Source organism: Trinickia sp. NRRL B-1857 (assembly GCF_050470685.1).
In the GTDB taxonomy this organism is placed as follows: Bacteria; Pseudomonadota; Gammaproteobacteria; order Burkholderiales; family Burkholderiaceae; genus Trinickia.
Genome location: NZ_JBFLUK010000011.1, coordinates 2,620,543 through 2,640,532, shown reverse-complemented (window position 1 = coordinate 2,640,532; position 19,990 = coordinate 2,620,543). Strand labels below are relative to the sequence as shown.

16 protein-coding genes are annotated in these 19,990 nt (G+C 60.9%); 7 read left to right on the top strand and 9 right to left on the bottom strand.

The window, feature by feature from the left end; all coding sequences use genetic code 11:
• Nucleotides 1–135: 135 nt before the first annotated feature.
• The 7 genes from AB1286_RS32120 to AB1286_RS32090 form a co-directional block, all read right to left on the bottom strand.
• Nucleotides 136–1,341, bottom strand: coding sequence for a tetratricopeptide repeat protein (locus AB1286_RS32120; protein WP_430367214.1), 1,206 nt, complete (start codon nt 1,339–1,341; stop codon nt 136–138).
• A 10-nt stretch (nt 1,342–1,351) separates the two neighbouring features.
• Nucleotides 1,352–1,783, bottom strand: a complete 432-nt coding sequence (locus tag AB1286_RS32115) for an ExbD/TolR family protein (protein WP_430367213.1) — start codon at nt 1,781–1,783, stop codon at nt 1,352–1,354.
• Nucleotides 1,784–1,843: 60 nt separating this feature from the next.
• Complete coding sequence (locus AB1286_RS32110; RefSeq protein WP_430367212.1) at nt 1,844–2,266, bottom strand: ExbD/TolR family protein; 423 nt, start codon at nt 2,264–2,266, stop codon at nt 1,844–1,846.
• Between the two features lie 28 nt (nt 2,267–2,294).
• Nucleotides 2,295–3,206: a MotA/TolQ/ExbB proton channel family protein gene (locus AB1286_RS32105; RefSeq protein ID WP_430367211.1), complete on the bottom strand. Its 912-nt coding sequence runs from the start codon at nt 3,204–3,206 to the stop codon at nt 2,295–2,297.
• Nucleotides 3,207–3,300: 94 nt separating this feature from the next.
• A complete protein-coding gene (locus AB1286_RS32100; RefSeq protein WP_430367210.1) occupies nt 3,301–3,996 on the bottom strand; it encodes an energy transducer TonB in 696 nt (231 codons plus the stop codon).
• A gap of 218 nt (nt 3,997–4,214) precedes the next feature.
• Entirely contained in the window at nt 4,215–6,938 is a 2,724-nt protein-coding gene (locus AB1286_RS32095; protein WP_430367209.1) for a TonB-dependent receptor, read from the bottom strand.
• A 360-nt stretch (nt 6,939–7,298) separates the two neighbouring features.
• A complete protein-coding gene (locus AB1286_RS32090; protein ID WP_430367386.1) occupies nt 7,299–7,874 on the bottom strand; it encodes a helix-turn-helix domain-containing protein in 576 nt (191 codons plus the stop codon).
• Nucleotides 7,875–8,504: 630 nt separating this feature from the next.
• Here AB1286_RS32090 and AB1286_RS32085 point away from each other — a divergent pair.
• The 4 genes from AB1286_RS32085 to AB1286_RS32070 all read left to right on the top strand — a co-directional run bounded on the left by AB1286_RS32085 (nt 8,505) and on the right by AB1286_RS32070 (nt 13,677).
• The gene (locus AB1286_RS32085) at nt 8,505–9,254 is read left to right on the top strand and encodes a DNA/RNA non-specific endonuclease (RefSeq protein WP_430367208.1); all 750 of its coding nucleotides are present in this window, start codon (nt 8,505–8,507) and stop codon (nt 9,252–9,254) included.
• Nucleotides 9,247–9,513 (top strand): hypothetical protein, encoded by a 267-nt coding sequence (locus tag AB1286_RS32080; protein ID WP_430367207.1) that lies wholly within the window; start codon nt 9,247–9,249, stop codon nt 9,511–9,513. Before AB1286_RS32085 ends, AB1286_RS32080 begins: the two co-directional genes overlap by 8 nt.
• Nucleotides 9,514–9,695: 182 nt before the next feature.
• Entirely contained in the window at nt 9,696–10,235 is a 540-nt protein-coding gene (locus AB1286_RS32075) for a DUF962 domain-containing protein (RefSeq protein ID WP_430367206.1), read from the top strand.
• 673 nt (nt 10,236–10,908) lie between these two features.
• Nucleotides 10,909–13,677 carry a TonB-dependent receptor plug domain-containing protein gene (locus AB1286_RS32070; RefSeq protein WP_430367205.1) on the top strand — a complete coding sequence of 923 codons (2,769 nt, stop codon included), beginning with the start codon at nt 10,909–10,911 and terminating at the stop codon, nt 13,675–13,677.
• Here the strand turns inward: AB1286_RS32070 and rarD are convergent.
• Both rarD and AB1286_RS32060 read right to left on the bottom strand, forming a co-directional pair.
• Nucleotides 13,674–14,594, bottom strand: coding sequence for an EamA family transporter RarD (gene rarD / locus AB1286_RS32065; protein WP_430367204.1), 921 nt, complete (start codon nt 14,592–14,594; stop codon nt 13,674–13,676). The genes AB1286_RS32070 and rarD overlap by 4 nt on opposite strands.
• A gap of 94 nt (nt 14,595–14,688) precedes the next feature.
• Nucleotides 14,689–14,985, bottom strand: coding sequence for an acylphosphatase (locus tag AB1286_RS32060; protein WP_430367203.1), 297 nt, complete (start codon nt 14,983–14,985; stop codon nt 14,689–14,691).
• Between the two features lie 166 nt (nt 14,986–15,151).
• Between AB1286_RS32060 and AB1286_RS32055 the strand changes: the two genes are divergently transcribed.
• The 3 genes from AB1286_RS32055 (at nt 15,152) to AB1286_RS32045 (ending at nt 19,989) form a co-directional block, all read left to right on the top strand.
• On the top strand, nt 15,152–18,316 hold the full coding sequence (locus AB1286_RS32055; protein WP_430367202.1) for a sensor domain-containing protein: 3,165 nt from the start codon (nt 15,152–15,154) through the stop codon (nt 18,314–18,316).
• A gap of 63 nt (nt 18,317–18,379) precedes the next feature.
• Nucleotides 18,380–19,390 carry a hopanoid-associated sugar epimerase gene (hpnA, locus tag AB1286_RS32050; protein ID WP_430367201.1) on the top strand — a complete coding sequence of 337 codons (1,011 nt, stop codon included), beginning with the start codon at nt 18,380–18,382 and terminating at the stop codon, nt 19,388–19,390.
• Between the two features lie 101 nt (nt 19,391–19,491).
• Nucleotides 19,492–19,989: a hypothetical protein gene (locus tag AB1286_RS32045; RefSeq protein WP_430367200.1), complete on the top strand. Its 498-nt coding sequence runs from the start codon at nt 19,492–19,494 to the stop codon at nt 19,987–19,989.
• Nucleotide 19,990: the final 1 nt, after the last annotated feature.

Below are 19,990 nucleotides of genomic sequence, written 5' to 3'. Positions count from 1 at the left end.
AAGGTCTCATCTTCCCAGTACGGGTGGACGCGCGCCGAAACGAGCCGGCACGCCATTCATCGGAGCGGTAGGGCGGCAAACGCGAGCCGCCGCGGGCGATCAGCGCCACGCGGCGGCCGCACCCCTAGCGCCGCCTCACTTCGACGCTACCAGCAACCAGAGTCGAGCCAAGTCGCTCGACCCGTCGGTGCCCTTTACAGCGCGCAATGCTTGAACCGCACGCGCTTTTTGTCCGGCCACGTAATAAGCGATACCCAGATGCAATTGCGCTTGATCGGCGTGATCGAGCCCACCCTTCGCAATGGCGGCTTCCATCATCGAAATGCCTTCTTGCGTCTTGCCCGCGTAGACAAGATTGAAGCCCTGATCCACGGGAGCCGGCGGATTCGCCTTGTCCACGCCCGCTTGCACGCGTTTGGCCGCGAGCGCTTGCAAGCGCTTCTCGCGTTCGGCTTGCGCGTCGTGACCGAGCACGCCCGAGGAGAACCCTTGGTCGATGACCTGCTTGGCCTCAGCCGGCGTACCGGCCACGAGCGCAAGCTGCGTCATCTCCATATAGTCGTCGACGGTAGTCAGCGAACCGGTAGCACGACGCAGGCGATACGTGTCGATATCCAGACTCGACGAATAACCGGGCTTGTTGCGAATCGCCGTGAACAGGTCGTCCCAATACGATTGCTTCGGGTGATACGCCACGAGCTTTTCAAGCGCGCCGCGGTACGAGGCGTCGTCCTTCACGCGCTGTGCGCAGGTGCCGAGCAACTGGAGCTGCGATTCGTCGGGCGTACGGCCCGCGCGCACGTCGCCTTCGACCGACGGCTTAAGCAGCTTGACCACGCTGCCGCAATCGTTCGAGAGGTAGTACGACTGCACGAGCAGCGTACGCATCTGCGGATCGTTGCCGCCCGCTTTCAGATAACGCTGTGCAACGGAGATCGCACGTGCATAGTTGTGCTGCTGAAAATACACGCCGGCCAGCGTCGCGGTGACGCTCTGTTCCTCGGCGCCTTTCAACTGTCCGCCCGCAAGCAAGCCCTCGTACGCTTGTGCGGCCGTACCGGTGTCGCCGGCCGCCATCGCCGCGGCGCCGCGCATTTCCTCGACCATGTACGTTTCGTACGGGGTCTTGTTAGGCACGGCTGCGGCTTGCGCGATCTTGCCGAGCGCGTCCTTGAACTTATGCGCGTGGTAGAGCGTTTGCGCGTCGTTCAAAGGCTTACCCACTTCGGGGCGCAGCGTATCGGCCGCGAAAGTCGCAGCCGGGGCCGCCGCCAGCATGAAGAACGCGCAGCCGGCCGCGGCGAGCGCGGCGTGCTTGAACCGTCGATGGATCGTTCGCATTGCCACTTCCTTATTGCATGTACTGCTCGTTGCCGATCAAGCCGATCTTCGTCGCGCCCACGCGTTGCGCGGCGGCCATGACCTCCGCCACGTCCTTATAGGGCACGAGCTTGTTCGGCCGAACGTGAATCTCGTCTTGCACGGGCTCGGCCGCGACCTGCGCGAGCTTCGATTCGAGCGTCGCTCGATCCGGAATCGGCGTGCCGTTCCAGGTCATGGTGCCGTCGAAGTCGATGTCGATTTGCACGACCGTCGGCTGCACCGCTTGCGGCGGCGGATTGCCGACCGGCAAGTTCATCTTCACGGCGTGCATTTGAATCGGAATCGTGATGATCAGCATGATCAACAGCACGAGCATCACGTCGATCAGCGGCGTCGTGTTGATGTCGACCATCACTTCCGGTTCGCCGCTGCCGCCACCCGAGGGTACATTCATTCCCATAATTCGTTCCCCTGTCGACCGGAATAGGCACGTAAGCGCCTACTCCGATCCGATGCAAAGCTAGCCGCCGCGCGCGGGCGGTTCCGTGATAAATGACACCTTGGCGATGCCGGCGCGTTCGCAATCCGTGATCACGCGCCCGATGAACTCATAGCGCGTGTTCTGATCGCCACGCACGTGGATCTCAGGTTGCGGCGACATCGCCGACACCGTCTTGAGCTTCGTGAGCAGCGTCGGACCATCGACGTGCGCTTCGTTCCAGAAGAAATCGCCGTCCTTGTTGACCGCGATTTCGATGCTCTTCGGCGTCGTTTGCAGCGGATGCACCGTTTCCTTCGGCAACTGCAACGGCACCGTATGCGTGACGACCGGGATGGTGATCAAGAAGATGATCAACAGCACGAGCATCACGTCGACGAGCGGCGTGGTGTTAATGGCGGCGATGACTTCGTCTTCGTCCTCGCCCCCAACGCTCATGGCCATGGTGGACCTCGCTTAACGGGAACGGAGATTACTGAACGAGCGATGCGGCACGGTTCGCCGTGCGCGCCGGACGCTTGCCGCCTGCGAGCAGCACCGTATGGAGCTGGGCACCGAAGGCACGCACACGCTCCATCACCGACTTGTTACGGCGAACCAGGAAGTTGTAGCCGAGCACCGCCGGCACTGCCACCGCCAGACCGATTGCCGTCATGATCAGCGCTTCGCCCACGGGGCCGGCCACCTTGTCGATCGATGCTTGGCCGGCGATACCGATCGCCGTCAGGGCGTGATAGATGCCCCACACCGTACCGAACAGACCGACGAACGGCGCCGTCGAGCCGACCGTCGCCAGGAAGGCGAGGCCGTCTTGCAGGCGGTTCGAGACGTTCGTGATAGCGCGTTCGACCGAGACGTCGATCCAGGTATTGCGATCGACCGCTTCGAGCAGCGCTTCGTCATGGTGCTCGCCGGCCTCGATCGCCGTTTCGGCGATGAAGCGGAACGGCGACGATTCGTCGAGCTGCTTGGCGCCGTCGGCCAGCGAAGGCGCGGTCCACAGTTGCTCGTCGGCCGCCTTGGCGCGGCGGTTGGCACGGAATTGCTCGAAGAACTTCGTGATCATGATGTACCAGCTGCCCATCGACATGATCACGAGCAAGATCAGCACGAAACGCGCGACGAAGTCGCCGTTCTTCCAGAGTGCGCCGAGGCCGTACGGGTTGTTGACGGTTTCGGTAGCGGCCGGTGCCGGCGGCGGCGCCGGTTGATCGGCAGCGGGCGCTGCGGCTTGCGGCGCGGCGGTCGCGCTCGCGGCGGCCGTAGCCGTCGTGGCGGCCGCATCGCTTGCTTGCGCATAGGCGAATTGCGGCAGGGCGGTGCTGGTTGCGGCCAGGGCGATCAGCGTGGTGGTAGCCAGGGCGGCGAGGGAACGCTTTTTCATAATCTGCTCCAGTTCAGTCCAATCGTTGAACTTGTGAAACCTGTTGTACTTGTGTCGTTCGTTTGCTTATGTCCGTCGATGCTCAACACTCAATTTAGTTGAGGTTGAACGAAAACGGCACTTGCACGCGAACGGCTTGACCTTGTGCGATGCAGTTGAATCGCTTGACCGCTTTGAACGCCGCGTTATCGAGGCTGTCGTGATCCGACGACTTCGCCACGCGTTCGTTCGTGATATGGCCCTGCGGGTCGACCGTGAACTCGATGAGCACTTCGCCCGTGTCGCCGTTTTCCTGCGCTTCCTGCGGATAAGCAATCGATCCACGCACTTGATCCGAATTCGGGCACGCGACGTTCACTTCCGTGTGCACAGCGGGTTTGGGCGGCGCTGGCGGAGCCGGTGCCAGGACGGGTGCGGATTGCACGGGCGTCGCTTGATGCGCAATGGTTGCTTGAGGCGGCGCTTGTACCGGCACCTCGGGCGGCGGCACGAACGGCGGCGGCGGCGGCGCGAACTTCGGCGGCGGCAGTTGCACGGGCGGCAACGGCGGCGGCGGAGGCGGCTTCACCGGCTCGATGATCTTCGTTTCGATCGGATGCTGGATGACGTGCACGACCTTCGTTGCGAGGCCGTTGAGCAGTGCGTATACGAGCACGATGTGCAAGACGATAACGACTGCGATCCCGCCGAACCGGCGAACGGGATTTTGCTGCTTGCGCCCGAACTCGCGTGGGCGACCTGACCATGCCATCCCGGATGCTGCACCGGGCGATTGTCCTTCCACTTTCATACCCACCTTCGATCCTCCCGGCGTGAATCGCCTTGTTCCGTGATTGCGGCGCTCGTCGTGCAACGAACCGCGGAGATGAGGCCGATCACAAGGGACTTCTTGCGACAGCTTAAAAACAGGTCCACCGCCTTCGCGCTTCGCGCGTCGCCCTCTTTCGATCGAAGCGTTGCGCTTCGCGAGAAGGCGGCGGACCGACTGGCTAGCTCGAGATCTCTTTTTTAGAACCGATACGTCGCACCGACCTGGAAGAAGCGGCCCAGATCCGTGTACAGCGACTGGTCGTAGCCCGTGATATCAGGCGTCGCCTGCCATTCCACGTCGAACGGCGGCTTCTTGTCGAACAGGTTCGTGATACCGCCGTAGATCGTCCAGTGCTTGAAGCCGCGATAGGTGGCCATCAAGTCGAATTGGCTATACGACGCAACCGACCCCGTGCCGCCGTCGCCGTTGTTGGCCGCGATCGCGTTCGTGTACGGACCCGTGTAGCGCCACGTCAGCGTCGTGGTCATCTTGCGGTAATCCCACGTCAGGCTCGTGTTGCCCTTCCAGCGCGGGTTACTAGCGCCGAACGGTTGATTCAATGCAAGATTGTTGCCAGCGAAGTCTTGCGGCGCGGCACCCGGGCTGCGGAGCTTAAAGTGCCATACGTACGCCCAGTCGCCCGACAACGTGAACTGGCCGTACGGCGTACGCACGCCCTTGCGGAAGTTCATGTCGAAACCGTCGGTATCGAGCGACCCCAAGTTGACGAACGGCTGCACGATGTAGCGAACCGTGCCGTCGGGGTTACGCACGACCGTCGACGGATCGTTGCCATTGAGCACTGCCTGCGGATCCGCCGTGCCAATCACACCGTCGATATGCACTTTATAGAACGCTGCACCGAAGTCCGTCAGCGGATCCGGCGAGAGCTCGAAGCCGATGTTGTAGTTCTTCGTGTGCTCAGGTTGCAGATTCGGGTTACCCGTCGTCTGCTCGGTCGTGAAGTGCTTCGTCGGCTTGCCGCTCGGATCGTTCGGGTCGACCAGATTTTGGTGGCCCAGATAAACCGACTGCGCGTTTTCAACCGGCGTCGGCGCGCGGAAACCGCGGCTGTACGACGCGTATGCCGTCAGCATGCGAATCGGCTGGAAGCGCAACGCAAAGCTAGGCGAGAACGCACCGCCGAAGTCGCTGTAGTGGTCGTACCGGCCGGCCGTCGTGAACTTCAGGTTATGCAGAATGGGAATGTCGAACTGATAGAACGCGGCCGCGATATTGCGCGACGACGCCACCGTTTGGATGTTCGCCGGCGCAATGATGCCTTGCGATGCGAGCGTCTGCGGGTTGATCGTCATCGACTCGTGGCGGAACTCCGTGCCGATACCGAAGCCGACGCCGCCCGTGGGCAACGTGAACAGGTTCTGCGTCGAGGCCTTCGCCTGGATGTTGTCGACCTTGTTGATCGCTTGCGTATTGTCGTCGCTGAAGACGCCATTCAGGCCGTTCGGCGTAGCACCCGGGTTCGAGAAGTTATACGTCCCGTTGGCCAACATGTTCTCGAGACCGGCCACGTTCAGGCGGTTCGTGATCGTGGTGTCCACCGTGCTTTGCGAGTGGCCGTAGTCGAGCGACCAATCCCAGCTACCGAGCTTCGCGGTATCGAACGAACCCTTGATGCCGGTCGATGCCATCCAGAACGTCGACACCGCATCGGTCGCACCGATGTTGTTCGGGAACGTCAGGTTGATCAGCGTCGGAACGCCGAACGGGTTGTACGGGTTTGCGACGCCTACCGTGCGCGGGACCGGTGCAACGGAGCCCGTCGCCGGATTGAAGAAGTTCGAGGTGCTCGAGAGCGCGATCGGGCCGTTCATCTGCAACGTCTCGTCACGGCTCACCCAGAAGCCTGCATAAGCTTCCGTGGTGTCGTTCAGCTTGAACGTTGCGCGCACCTTGGCATTCAAGCGCGTCGTGGACGGGATTAGAGACGTTCCATGCGCGACGTTATACGTACACGTCGGATCTCCCGGATTCCCGACGCTACCCGGGGGGCAAGGCGAGAAAGCTTGGGTCGTCTTCGGGCCCGTCTGCCAATACGATTGCTGATTCGGCCCCAACGGAGCTGCATTGCCGCCGGAGTAATCGGTGAAGTTCTGACCCTTCGTCATGTCGCGATCGGCAAGCGTCGAGCCGCTGTCGCGGTAGTAGCTTGCCGCGGCGGTGACGTTGAAACGATCGGAATTCAGGTCGCCGAAGCCACCCAAGACGCTGAAGCTGCCCTGGCCGTCACCCGGGTGTTGCGCCTTACCGAGTTGGCCGTCGATTTCCAGCCCGCGGAAGTTCTTCTTGGTAATGATGTTGACGACACCCGCGATCGCGTCCGAACCGTAGACGGACACTGCACCCGTCTTCACGATTTCGATCCGATCGATCATGTTCAGCGGGATCGAATTGATGTCGAAGAAGGTGTCGGTGAAGTTCACCGCTTGCGCGTAGTTCGCTACGCGCTGACCGTCGACCAACACCAGCGTGTACTTTTCGCTCAGACCGCGCATCGCGATGCCCGCGCCGCCCGGTGCGGAACTCGACGCGGTCGATTGCGACCAGCTGCTACCCGAGTTCACCGCGGTGCCGCGCAGGTAATCGGCAACGGTCGTGTAGCCGCTTTGCTCGATGTCCTTCGCCGTGATCGTCTGAACTTCGATTTGGCTTTGCTTGTCCGCGCTACGGATCAACGAACCCGTCACCTCGAACTTTTTCAGTTTTGCGACCTTGCCGGTGCCGCCGGTTGCGTCCGTCGAATCTGCCGCGGTTGTTTGCGCGGGCTGCGCGGCGGGCGTCTTCGCCGTATCCGCTGCCGGCTGCGATTGCGCGAACGCCGGCGTGCCAAGCGCTGCGGTCAGCGCCAATTCGGCCCAAAAAATCTTTCGTATGGCCGATCCCAAAGCCGTTTGTTTCATTTTTCCCCTTCTCTCGTCGTTAACGCCAGTTTGTTTTGCTCGAAGACCTGGCTCGCCTTCTCGCTCGCGGCATACCAGCACCGCCCCCTGTTGACTGCCCCGTTCCCGCACTGCGCCTCAAATTCACAATCACGCACGCACCCGTCTCGCACTGGCCCGGTGTCTTCCGTTAGTAGTCCTAACTTCTAGCTTTCGCATGCCGCTTGCGAACCGATCATGGGCGTGCAAGCGCGCGATCTCGGCCGCAGCGAGGCGGCGAGATTCACTCGGTTACCGGTCCAGCCTCAGCAACGCTCAGCAGTTAGGATTCCTAACTGTTATGCGAGGACCGGCACCCGAAAAAAGATCAACAGCGGCTAATCAAAACAACTTTGGCGTTCCGACCCAAACAAGCACGGTTTCGTCGCCGGCCGTATTGGCCCACGCATGCGGAACCGTCGACTCATAGTGCGCGCTGTCACCAGCGTGCAATACGAAGGTCGTACCTTCGAGGCTCAGCGATATCTCACCGCGCAGCACATACAAAAACTCCTCTCCTGCATGCGTCGTCACTTCCGACGGCGGCTGACCCGCGGGCAACCTGACGAGAATGGCATCGAGTTGCCTATCGCCCGACACATTCGTGAGCCGCGCGAAAAGGTTCGCCGAATCGGCAAAGCTAAAGAACTGCAATTCGTCCGCGCGCCTAACCGATTTTCCTTCCGTCGGCGTGTCGACGAAGTACTGCACCGTTACCCCTAGCGCCCTCGCAATTCCCGCCAACGACGTAATGGACGGCGTGGCCAGCCCTCGCTCAACTTGTGAAAGGAACGGCTTGGATATACCCGCCGCTGTTGCCGTTTCATCGAGTGTGCGTTGGAGCCTCTTACGAAGCGCTCTAATTTTGCTGCCAAGCACAAGGGCAGCACCTGTCTTATCTTCAGTGTGCGGAACCATATCAGGACACAAACCGGTCGTCAAAAATTGTTTGATAGAAGCAAATTACATTTACCCAAGGTAAACCCGAAGCCGATTGGTGGCCCAATGCACCGATACGGTGCCGACGACGGCATGCGGCGCATACGCTACCGCGATTGGCCGTATCCGCGTCGATGCGGGATTACCCGTGGTGCAACCTTTAATGCAATTAATCGAAAGGCCGAGAATGCTTAAGGCATATAGTGATTCAAATAGGAATGCCGCTTTGACAATCGCTTCGAATTCGTTCGCATTGCAACCGCGTTGCAACCTGCACCGATACGGCGCAACCCAGATTCATCCATCCGCCGAGGTGCGCCCAATGACGATAACAGGATGAATTCCGCAACCGGAGCATTCTTCTTTAGAGGAATCAATCTAACTTTGTTAACCTTAATTATTGCATTTCGCTTTCATACGTATTTCTAAATGCCTTCATTGAGACTATTAAGAGACCTTAAGGGGCAGGACCGGTGGCATCTCACCATTGTGCATTGCAACATTGCGTCGTGCGCACATGGCGAGCGCAGCGGCGCTGCCCGGTCCCGCTGGATCGCGCGCTACGACGGATATACTCGACGCCCCTTCACGAAGTCGATCGTTGCTCCGATGAAAAAGTTGTTCGCCGTTTTGCTGCTTGCTGTCAGTGCTCAGGCGCTAGCGGCCCCCGCCTGTTCCGAATTCGTCCCGAATGCTCAGTTTCCGGTTCTCGCCAACGCCAAGCTGGCGCCCAAGACGCGTCTACTCTGTTACTCGGACTTCGCAGTACTCCATTCCGGGTTGACGCACGGGCCACTGTGGTCGGCCGAGTACCTCACGCGCGCGCATCTGAGCGAAGCGAAGAAGCAAACGCGCACGAATAAGTTTTTCGAAGAATCCGCTTTGCCGTCGAGCGAAGGGGCGACGCTCGCCGACTACAAACGCAGCGGCTACGACCGCGGGCATATGAGTCCGGCGGGCGACCGCTGGAACGGCGAAGCAATGGCCCAATCGTTTACGCTGGCGAACGTGGTGCCGCAAGATCGCGACAACAACGAGCACTTATGGGCGCGCATCGAATCGTCCGTGCGCAAGATCGCGAATCGGTATGGCGAGGCATACGTAGTGACGGGCCCGCTCTTCGCGGGACAAACGCTTCGCACGATCGGCGCGTCGCGCGTTTTCGTCCCTACTCAGCTGTTTAAGCTGGTCTACGTACCCGGAGCCGGCAAAGCGTTCGCCATCGTCGTCGATAACACCGCGACCGATCAATACGAACTGAAGACCGTGCACGAGCTCGAAGCCCTAAGCGGCATCCGCTTTCCCGGTATTCCCGAAGCAATGAAAGATCAACGGATCGGAGGACTGAAAGGTGTCTGAATTCAACGCATATGCTAACGACGACGAGGTGCTCAACATTGCGGGCGACGCACTGACCGTTGCCAACGGAACGACCTGCGTCACGGTGTCCGGCACGCTTGAAATTCCGAAGGATAAAGGCGGGTTGGCCGCAGCGCTTGCACTGAAAGCCGCCGTCGACAGCATCGTCGCACAATTACAGCGCCACCCGAATCTACCCGAGCGCGCCGATCAAACGCCGCCGCCGCCCGAAGGCAGCGTGGACAATCCGTTCGTATAGGCACTTTGACAGGCAAGGGCGGATACAGAGGGCGACGAAGTCGGTCGTCTACCGATGCATGGCTCGCTGCGCAAAGGGCATTTCCGCTTTTATGCGAATGGCACATTCAATCGCTTGAAGAATGGGCTCTCCCGTGCGATGGTTCGAGGATTCGTAGCGGCACATCTCATGGACGAGCTTCGATGAAAACCCTGACCGACCAACTTGCACAATACGCGTCCTATCACCGGGATCGACGCAACATCGCCACCCATTTCATCGGCATCCCGATGATTGTGCTTGCATTGGCGATCTTGCTGAGCCGGCCGCAATGGCATGTCGGATCGCTACCGATCGCCGTTTCTCCGGGGCTCGTGCTCTTCGGGTGCGCGACCGTCTATTACATCGTGCTCGATGTGGTGCTCGGCTTAGTCATGGCGGTTTTCTCGGCCGCCTGTCTCAGTGTCGGCGCGTGGCTCGCTTACGCACCGACGGCGATTTGGGCGGGCTGCGGCGTCGCGCTATTCATCGTCGGCTGGGTTTTTCAATTCGTAGGCCACGTCGCCTACGAGCATCGCAAGCCCGCATTTGCCGACGATTTGATTGGGCTCGTCATCGGCCCCCTGTTCGTACTCGCGGAAATCTTCTTCGGCTTCGGCTGGCGCAGCGCGCTGCGCGATACCGTCGATCACAAGGCCAGCGCGCTACGCCAAAACCAAGAAAGCCGGCATCAGCCGGTCTGATCTTATCTACGCGTCCGCAAACGCCAAACCGGGCTCAACTCCTACCGCAGAACGGTCTTAAGCGACCATGCAGACGGCGGCACGTCGGTACCGGCGTGCCGGCAGTTCGCTCGGCCTCATTCCATCCATGGCACTTGGTTCGGATCAAACAATTTTTGACGGCCGCATTCTGTCCTGATAGTGTTCCCGACACTAAAGAAGAATCGAAATACCGAGCAAGCCATGGGCGCAAAAAATTAGAGTACTTCGTTCAACGTCTCAATGCACACTCGTAGTGCCGTACTCCCGGTAGTTCAATATCGCAATAGATAAAAATAGTAGCGGTTTGGATTGAAACGCCAACTCACTCTTGTTGGCGGTTGCCGTTCTTCGTTTTTGTTCTTCGCATTACCTTTAAAGATCCTAACCAGTCCGGTCCGTCTAGGTCGGAGCGAAGTGAAGCGTCTCTCCACCTGGTCGTGGCTGAGTTTGCGCGACCGTATCCGACCTGTCTTTCCCGTCGGCAAGAGACAAGGCTATTCCGTTAGTAGTCCTAAGTAGCGAGTTGCACAGAAGTCATTCATTGCAAGGAAGACGTAACCAAAAAGGAGCGCCGCAGGGACACCGCGAATGAGAGAGCGAGCGAGTTCTTGCCGCAAAACAATCCAGCGTTACTGACGAGGGAAGCGCACATATGAAACCGACGGCTTTGGGATCGGCCATCCGCAAGATAGTGTGGGCCGAAATGGCCCTGACAGCAGCTTTAGGCACATCCGCGACCTTTGCCCAGACCCAGAGCGCCGCGCCTCCAAACAGCGCGGCGGCGGCTACGCAAGCAAAGGACGATGAGAAGACCCCGCCTCCGGCCGGTACGTCCGGCGCTGGCGTGAACGCCAAAGTACAGAAGCTCGAGCGCTTCGAGGTGACCGGCTCGCTGATCCGAAGTGCCGACAAGGTCGGCTTCAATCAAGTCCAAACCTTCAAGGCTGCCGATATCGAGAAAAGCGGCTACACGAACGTCGCCGATTTCTTGCGGGGTGCCTCGGCGAACTCCGCCAGCAGTTGGAGCGAGGGGCAATCCAACGGCTTCGCCTCCGGCGGCGCGGGCATCGCGCTGCGCGGCCTCAGTGAGAAATACACGCTTGTCATGGTGGACGGGCAACGCGTCGCGCCCTATGGATTCGCGTCGAACGGCACGGATACGTTTTTCGATCTGAACACGCTGCCGCTGAACATCATCGATCGAATCGAAATCGTAAAAACCGGCGCCGTCTCGCAGTACGGTTCGGATGCTATCGCCGGCGTAGTCAACATCATCACGAAGCGCAACTATCGCGGCCTCGAACTCGACGCCAGCTACGGCGGCGCGACGCAAAGCGGTCAGGGCACAACGAAGTTCAGCGTATTGGGCGGCTTCGGCGATCTGAACGCCGACCGCTTCAATGTCACCGCCGCCGCTAGCTACTACAAAGCAAACGGCTTTACGCTGGCAGACCGCGACACCACCAAGAACGAAGATTTCACCGGCAAACCAGGCGGCTTGTCGGAGCAATCGCCGTTGTATTGGGAAACGGGCGGCGCTTTCCAGGCGCTCAACCCCTGCCCGTTCGGCAGCACGCTCAAACCTACAAGCGGCAATGCGGGAACGTTCACGAGCGCGGGCACGATTTGCTCGCTCAACACCGCGGAAGGCGTGTCGATTGCGCCATGGACCGAGCGATTAAGCGTCAAGGTTCACGCCGACTTCAAGATTTCAGACAGCATGCAAGCGTTCGCCGACATCTGGGAAAGCCGTAACAAGACGGACCAGAACAACGGCTATGCAAGCTTCGGAGACAACACGAGTTCCTACAATCCGGCAACCGGCGGTGTCAATCCGATATCGAACGTGGTGCCGGCAAGCAATCCATACAATCCGTTCGGCGCGCCGACGGCTCTCGTCTACGCGTTTCCGGCCGCCGCAGCGACCGAAACGACATCCAATTTTTGGCGGTTCGCGACAGGCGTGAAAGGCACGTTCACGCTTCCGAAAGCCGGTGACTGGAATTGGTCGGCGGCCTATAGCCACTCGCAAAGCACGGTCGACAATACTTATACCAACGTGCTGAACGTGCCGGCACTCGAAAACATCATCAATGTCGGCGGGTTCAATTTCGCAAACCCGTCGGCCACGCCGAATGGCCTGAACGGGCTGTTCATGTCGGCCGACAACCAGGCCATCTCCAAGCTGGATTCAGTGGACCTCACTGCGTCTACGCCGAACCTGTTCCACTTGCCGACCGGCGACATCGGCTTCGGTCTCGGCGCGCAATTCCTGCATGAGAGCGAGTACATCGGCGAAGCGTCGGCATACGCAAGCGGAATAGGCGAACCAGCGGTCATTCAGTCGGTCGACGGCTCGCGCAACGTCGCGGCCGCGTACTATCAGATCGACATTCCGATCATCAGGAATTTGACGTTCAGCCAGTCGGGCCGCTATGACCACTACAGCGACTTCGGCGGCGCGTTCTCGCCTCGATTCGCTTTGCGCTATCAACCGATCAAGGCACTCACGATGTATGCGTCGTACAACCGCGGGTTCCGCGCACCGACGCTGATCGAAAATACGTCGTCTAAAACGTTCGGCGTGCAGTCGGCCACCGACAACAATCCGATCAGCCCGCTCGCCGGCGTGCCGACGCTGTATGAGGAAGTTCAGTCCGGCAACACGCATCTACAACCCGAGCGCACGAAGAACTACAACATCGGCTTCCAACTCTCGCCGACGCGATACACCGATATCGGTTTGGATTGGTACAAGATTCACATCGATAACATCATCGGCACAGCGAACATTCAGAACATCGTCAACGGCGACGATCCGTCGCAAGTCGTACGCGCCCCGAACGGCGCCATTTCGTATGTGAATCTGCCGTATCAGAATCTCGGGTTCCTCGATACGGACGGCTTCGAAAGCACATTCCGCCAGTCGCTGCCGACTTCGATCGGGACGTTTACGCTCTCGGGCGATTGGGCCTGGGTCCATCACTTCAAGATGCCGGTCACGGGCCTCGGTACCCAAGACTTCGCAGGCAACGACGGCGCCATGCTGCAACCGTTCGGCGCGAGCTTCCCGCGTTGGAAGGGCAACACCCAGCTTTCATGGAACTATCACAAGTGGGATGCCTCGCTCTCGTGGGTCTATACCGGTCCCTACAAGATCTCGCCGACTGTCTTGCCGCCCGGCACATTCCCTGGGCAACCCGAGGGCGTCGCATCGTATAGCGTCTTCAACTTTTTCATGACCTATACGGGCTTCAAACACTGGACGCTCTATGCCGGCGTCGACAACATCTTCGATCGCGCGCCTCCATTCGATCCGTTTTGGCAGAACGTGACGGGGATCCAGTCGACGGGCTACGATCAATCGCTATACATGTATTACGGCCGATTCGCTCAAATCGGCGCGACGTATAAGTTCTAATCGTCGCGTCGATCCATCGAGTCTCGCCGCTGCTCGCGCAAAAGCAGCACGCTATGCAAGGCCGTTATCGCCACGGCTACCCAGATCGGTGCGTAAGTACCGATCTGGCCCACCGAAAGCGTTTCGCCGAGTATGGTGACGGAGAACAGCACGAGCAGCACCGGTTCGACGTAGCCGAGAATGCCGAACAGCGCCATCGGTAAGAGACGGCTCGAGGCCAAATAGCTCGCGAGCGCGGCGGTGCTCAGCGCGCCGAGGCCCGGCAGGTACAAAGCCCAAAGCAGCGGGTGCCGCAGCGCCGCCTGCGCACCGGGGCTCAGCGCGATCACGGTTACGGCAACGGGCAGCATCAAGAGCATTTCAAGCCCGAACGTCGCCAAAGAATCGCCGCCGAGCTTACGGCGCAAGACGAAGTAAGGTGGATAGCCCAGCGCGACGATAAGCGTCGGCCATGAGAACGCATGCGTCACCCAAAGCTCGTGCGCAACGCCGAGCGCGGCGAATCCTACAGCCAGCCATTGCAGCGGAACGAGTTGCTCGCGGTAGTAGACCCGCCCGACGAGCACCATTGAGAGCGGCAGCAGAAAATACCCGAGCGAGACTTCGAGCAGCCGGCCGTGCACCGGCGCCCACATGAAAAGCCAAAGCTGCACGCCGAGCAACGCACTCGCAAGCAGCAGCATGAGCCCTCTTAGCGGTTCGCGTAGCGAAGCCCACGCCAATGCTTTCAGTTCGCGGCGCCGGCCTCGAATCCAAACGAGCAGCAGCGCCCCCGGCACGGTCCAGACGATACGCCAGGCAAAAATGTCCAACCCGTCGAGCGGACGCAAGATTCGGGTATACACGGACAACAGCGCGAACAACGTCGTCGCGCCGACGGAAAGCGCGATGCCACGCCCCATTTGCTTTTGATTCATCGTGTGCGCCGCGCGATATTATTTTTGGCCGTCCTTGTGCGTTGCCCGATTTCTTGGACACCGCCTCTGCAAAAGCCGTTTTCGCTAGCGGCGCTCAATGTTGTTCGAACCGCACGAAGCGTTTCTCGACGTGCCGCTCCTCGCTGACACAATCGGTAACACGCGCGGACGGCGGCCCACGCCGCATCCATTCCAACATACGGTCGATTTGATTCGCCGGGCCCTGCAACATCGCCTCGACGGAGCCGTCCGCGACGTTGGCCACCCACCCGGTAATCCCCAGCGCATGCGCTTGCCGCAGCGTCGCATGCCGGAAACCGACGCCCTGCACGACGCCGCGCACGCGAACGTAATATGTCTCCACTTTTTTGTCCAAATCCGGGCCTTCCATTGTCATTCTCCGCTGCCATCGCTTTCAATCACCGCATTGTAGTCGCCTGTTTGAAATCGTTTTTGCCGGCTTCCGGCACCTCGCGCTAAAGAAAATCGATTCTCCTGTCGTTAAATATCCTGATTGCGTATGCGCGACGGCTCAATTGGCGAGAGGGGACCTAACAGTGGCGCTACAGAATCGAGCGGCACGAATCGCTCGTAACCGCCTCCTGAAGAACTGGCTGGACGAGCACAGCACCACCATCCTGACCCTCGCGGTTTGCGCGATCGCGGTCGGCATCGTTGCGTTCGGGGCCAGCCAGATCTTCGCGGCCCGCGAGCTCGACGACGCCCAACTGACCCGGGCGTTACACATTCGTGACGACGTCGAGCAACTCGAGGGGCTCTATGCCGAGGCAGACGCGGACTTCCTGCATCTCGTCGCGGATCCCGACTCGCACGCGGTGCCTTGGCCCGTTGCGCGCGTCGCACGCGCCGAACAGACACTCGATGCGTTAAGACAAGCGTTCGGCGAGTCGTCGGCACGCACGCACGATATCGACGCGCTGCGTGAAGCCACGCATGAATGGCAGCGCAGCATCGCACAAACCGCGCTCGGCGAGCAGCCCGAGGGCTCGTACGTTTTGTTGTCGCGCGATACTCTGTTGTCCGTCGAAGACAGCCGTCATCGCGTCGCCGTCGGCTTGCACAGTCTCGACGCCGCACAGGCCCTTTCATCGGGCGTGCGCGCGAGCGACCTGGCGCGCCGTTACGCATCCGAGCGCATCGCCTTCGCCGCCGCCGCCGCGGCCGCATTCGTCTTTCTCGTCTATGGGTTCCTCACCAACCACCGCATCGGGCTCGAACGCGCTCGCGCGCGCATTTCTGCGGAGGAAGGCGAAGCACGCTTTCGCGAATACTTCGACGAACATCCGCTGCCGATGCTCATCTACGACATCGAAACCCTCACCATCGCCGCGATCAACGGTGCGGCGGTGCGGCAATACGGATACGAACGCGACGAATTGGAGGGCATGTCGATCGCCGCGCTGAGGCCGCCCGAGGAAAGCGCCGAGTTCATCGCGCGCTTCGTCAAACTCGCGGACTCCATGGGCAATACGGGCGGTTCGAGTAGCGGCTCGTCGTATATGCGCACGCATGTGCGCAAAGACGGCTCGCGCTTGTTCGTCGAACCGTCCTATCACTTTCTGAGTTATGCGAACCGGCGCGCCTGCTTCGTCGTCGCCATCGACGTCACCGAGAAAGAGAGCGCGAAGGAGGCGCTCAAGCAATCGAAGCGAATGCTCGAGGCCGTCATCGACAGCGTGCCGCAGCGCATCTTCTGGAAGGACACAGAATCGCGTTATCTCGGCTGCAATCGTGCTTTCGCGCAAGATGTAGGCCTTGGCGACGCTTCGCAAATCATCGGGCTCACCGACTACGACTTGCCGTGGCGCGCGGCGGCGGTGGGCGCACGCATGCGCGACCGCGAAGTGATACAGAGCGGACGCCCGCTGACCAACTACGAAGAGTTCTCGCCCGCTGCGAGCGGCGTGTGGCGATGGTTGCGCAAAACGAAGGTGCCGCTGCGCAACACGCACGGCGAGGTGATGGGCTTGCTCGCTACCTACGAAGACATCACGGATCGAAAGAGCGTGGACCTCGCGCTGCGCTTGCGCAGCCGCGCGCTCGATGCGAGCGTCAACGCGGTGCTGATCACGCGCGTCACCGAAGCCGGCGATTTGATCGAATACACGAACCCGGCGTTCGAACGCATCACGGGCTATTCGGTCGAGGACGTCAAAGGCTTGGATTTCCGCATTCTTCACGGCGACGATCGCAACGGAGAGGGTATCGAAACGATCCGCCGCGCGCTCGCCGAAGAAACCGAGGTGACCACGCTCGTTCGTAGTTATCGGCGCGACGGCACTGTCGTTTGGAACCAGATCTACATCGCTCCCGTACGCGACGAACTCGGCAAAGTGACGCACCATATCAGCGTCGTGAACGATGTGACCGAACTCGTGCAGTCGCGCGATCTGCTCGCGCAGCAAGTCAATTTCGATTCGCTGACGGCCTTGCCGAACCGCTATCGCTTGGGCGAGCGCCTCGTCCAGGCCATTGAAGATGCGCAGCGCGACGGCACGCGCGTGGCGGTCGTCTTCATGGACATCGATCACTTCAAGGACGTCAACGATAGCCTCGGCCACGGCACCGGCGACCGCTTGCTGCAAGAAATCGGCGCAAGACTGGCCTCGTGCGTCAGTAGCGTCGATACGGTTGCGCGCTACGGCGGCGACGAGTTCGTCATCGTCCTTTGCGAGGGCGCGCACGACGATCGGCTTACCGAAGTGCTCGCGCGCGTCTCGCAAGCGTTTGCGCGCCCCGTCTGGATCGACGACACCGAGTTCTACGTCGAAACCAGTATCGGCGTGGCCTGCTTCCCGACCGACGGCACCGATCCCGAAACGCTCCTGCGCCGCGCGGACCTCGCCATGTACCGCGCCAAATCGAACGGGCGCAATGCGCTACAACGCTTCACGCCCGATTTAGGCCGAGGTGCCGACGAACGCCTCGCCCTATCGCGGCGTATGCGGGCCGCGCTGGCGAACGGCGAATTCCGTCTCGACTATCAACCGCAAGTCGACTTGCAGACGAATCGCGTCACCGGCGTCGAGGCGCTGCTGCGGTGGACAGACAAAGAACTCGGCCCTGTCAGTCCGGGGACGTTCATCCCCATCGCCGAAGAGAACGGCCTCATCGTGCCCATCGGCGAATGGGTCATGCAGCAGGCCTGCTTCCAAGCGCACGTGTGGCAGGAGACCCTGCCTGGACTGCGCATGTCGGTCAATCTCTCGCCGCGGCAATTCGCGCGCGGCGATATCTTGCGGGTCGTGCAGCGCGCTTTGACCCGCGCTCGACTGTCGCCGCGCTTGCTCGAGATCGAGATCACGGAAGGCGCCTTGATGACGCTCGGCGCGCTGGACGTATTGCGCGCGCTGCGCGCCATGGACATCGATCTGGCGATCGACGATTTCGGCACCGGCTATTCGAGTTTGTCCTACATCCGCAATTTCCGGGCGGAACGCCTGAAGCTCGACATGTCGTTCGTCTCGGGCATCGGCCGTCATCGCGAAGACGAAGTGATCACACGCGCGATCCTTTCGCTGGGCCGGGCGCTCGGCTTCAAGGTGGTCGCCGAAGGCGTCGAGACCGAAACGCAACTCGCGTTCTTGCGCCGGCACGGCTGTAGCGTCGTGCAAGGCTACCGCTTCGCCCGCCCCATGCCCGCCGCCGACGCGCATGCATTCATCAAGGATTTCAACGAAGGCGCGACCGTGTACGGCTGATCACCGGCGACAAGCAAGTACAATCTCGCCGCATCTACGTAACGAACGCATCCGCGTTACACCATGACCGAATCATCAGGCGATCTCGTGCTCGTCACGGGCGCATCGGGCTTCGTCGGCTCCGCCGTCGCCCGCGCGGCGCTCGCGCGCGGCATGCGCGTGCGCGTGCTCGTACGCGCCACTAGTCCGCGTAAAAACGTCGAATCGCTCGACGCCGAAATCGTCGTCGGCGATATGCGCGACGAACCGTCGATGCGCGCCGCCCTACGCGGCGTGCGATATCTCTTTCACGTGGCGGCCGATTATCGCCTGTGGGCGCCGGATCCTTCGTCGATCGAGCGCGCCAACTTGGAAGGCACGGAGGCGACGATGCGCGCCGCACTCGCCGAAGGCGTCGAACGCATCGTCTATACGAGCAGCGTGGCAACGCTCAAAGTCACGAGCGAGGGCCGTGTCGCCGACGAAACCGTGCCCTTGACGGCGCAGCAGGCGATCGGCGTCTATAAGCGCAGCAAGGTGCTGGCCGAACGCGCGGTCGAACGGATGATCGAGCATGACGGGCTGCCTGCCGTGATCGTCAACCCATCGACACCGATCGGGCCGCGCGACGTGCGCCCCACGCCCACGGGCCGCATCATCGTCGAAGCCGCGCTCGGCAAAATCCCGGCATTCGTCGATACGGGCCTCAATCTCGTCCACGTCGACGATGTCGCGCAAGGCCACTTGCTCGCGCTCGAGCGCGGGCAGATCGGCGAGCGCTACATCCTAGGCGGCGAGAATCTGCCCTTGCAGCGCATGCTCGCGGACATCGCACACGAAACGGGCCGTAAGCCTCCCACGATCAGCTTGCCGCGCTGGCCGCTCTATCCGCTGGCGGTGGGGGCCGAGTGCGTCGCCAAGCTGACGAAGCGCGAACCGTTCGTCACCGTCGACGGGCTCAAAATGTCGAAGAACAAGATGTATTTCACGTCGGCGAAAGCCGAACGCGAAATCGGCTATCGCGCGAGGCCCTATATCGAGGGCTTGCGCGATGCGCTGCAATGGTTCGGCGAGGCCGGTTACTTGAAGCGTTGATAGGCGGTGCGTGCATTTTGTTACAACTCGCGGGCGCCGCGCGCGGATGCGGGCGGCGCTCAGCCGGTAGAATCGCGTCTCTTTGGTAGAGATTGTCGGGCATGAACCTGGAAGAACAGATCGGTGCGATCGACGCGCAAGTCGATCGGCTCAGCGAACTCGTCCGGCTGGCGCAGGCTGCCGTCGAGCGCGCCCAAACCGAGCGCGCCGAGGCGCAAGAAGCCGCCCGCGCGGCGAGCACGGCCGCCCAAAGCGCGGCCGAAGCAAACGAAGCGAAACCCACGCTGCGCGTCGCGCGTCCGTCGCACAACGAAGTCACGCTGAGCATCGGCTCGCAAAGCGTAACGCTGCACCCTGAACAAATCGGTCAATTGATCGAGGAGCTTGCCAACGCGCGCGCCTCGATGACGCCCGAGCCGCCGATGGAGTTGCCGGCCGGCTGGCGCTTTGCCTCCACGAAAAACCCTGTCATCGGGATGCAAAAACAAGCGAACGGCGATCGATTGCTGATCGCACGGCATACGGGCCACGGCTGGGTGCCGTTTACGTTTTCGCCCGATGCCGCGGTTCAGCTTTACATGATGTTGAGCCAGCGCTAGC